We start from the raw sequence: 879 nt of genomic DNA, 5'->3' as shown, positions 1-879 counted from the left end.
AATCATACACCCCTTCCGTTTTAGTCGACTATGAAACCGATTTACATGTGTATGATCAACGTCTTTGTCCGTCAAGGGAAGGGGGAAGCCGGGCATGAAGATGGATTTAAAAGAGATTTGTAAAGCCCTGCATTTGGCGTACATCGCGGATCGATTCGAGGAGGTGGCCTACGAGACCAAGGAACAGTTTTTGCGTGATGTGTTGGCGTTGGAGCTGTCGTTCCGTCAGAAAGCAAAACAGGCTCGATTGATCAAGAAGGCGAAGTTCCGGGAGTTGAAATGGCTCAAAGATTACGAATGGTCGGATCAGATTCATTGGCCGACCACGACCTCGAAGGAAGAACTTTGCGACCTTCGCTTTTTGGAGCAAAAACAGAACGTCCTGCTTTTCGGTTCGCCGGGAACAGGAAAAACCCATCTCGCCACCGCATTAGGATTAAAAGCGTGTGAACGGGGCCATGAAGTTCGGTTTTTCCGTGTCGCCGATCTTGTCGCCCAGCTCGAAGAAGCGTTAAAAGACGGCACCCTCGGACGGCTCAAACGGCAAATCGACACATGCGAGCTGTTGATTTTGGACGAACTCGGCTATGTACCTTTTCAAAAGCAGGGATCGGAACTGCTGTTTCACATCATTGCCGATTGTTATGAACGAAAAAGTGTCATCGTGACATCGAATTTAGAGTTTGGACAGTGGAATCGAGTGTTTGGGGACAACCGCCTGACGGCAGCGCTGGTGGATCGTTTGGTCCATCACGCCCACATTCTCGCGTTTACGGGAGAGAGCTACCGCTTGCGGCACGCGCTTTCTGCCGTTCAGTCGCTCCCTTCTCGCTCGGTTGAAAGGTAAATTCATTGAGCCGGCAAGCCTATGTATTTTTT

Annotated in this window: 1 protein-coding gene; it reads left to right on the top strand. The window is 50.1% G+C overall.

Translation table 11 applies throughout. The annotated features are described in order from the left end of the window. Nucleotides 1–94: 94 nt before the first annotated feature. Entirely contained in the window at nt 95–847 is a 753-nt protein-coding gene (gene istB, locus VU18_RS16155; protein ID WP_021321943.1) for an IS21-like element helper ATPase IstB, read from the top strand. Nucleotides 848–879: the final 32 nt, after the last annotated feature.

The organism is Geobacillus sp. ZGt-1 (genome assembly GCF_001026865.1).
Taxonomy (GTDB): Bacteria; Bacillota; Bacilli; order Bacillales; family Anoxybacillaceae; genus Geobacillus; species Geobacillus thermoleovorans.
Note: the sequence above shows the minus strand (reverse complement) of the source record. Positions and strands in the feature narration are given on the sequence as shown.

What these genes read in the sequence shown, in the direction of transcription:
- istB (WP_021321943.1), top strand. Translation starts at nt 95, where the DNA reads ATGAAGATGGATTTAAAAGAGATTTGTAAAGCCCTGCATTTGGCGTAC.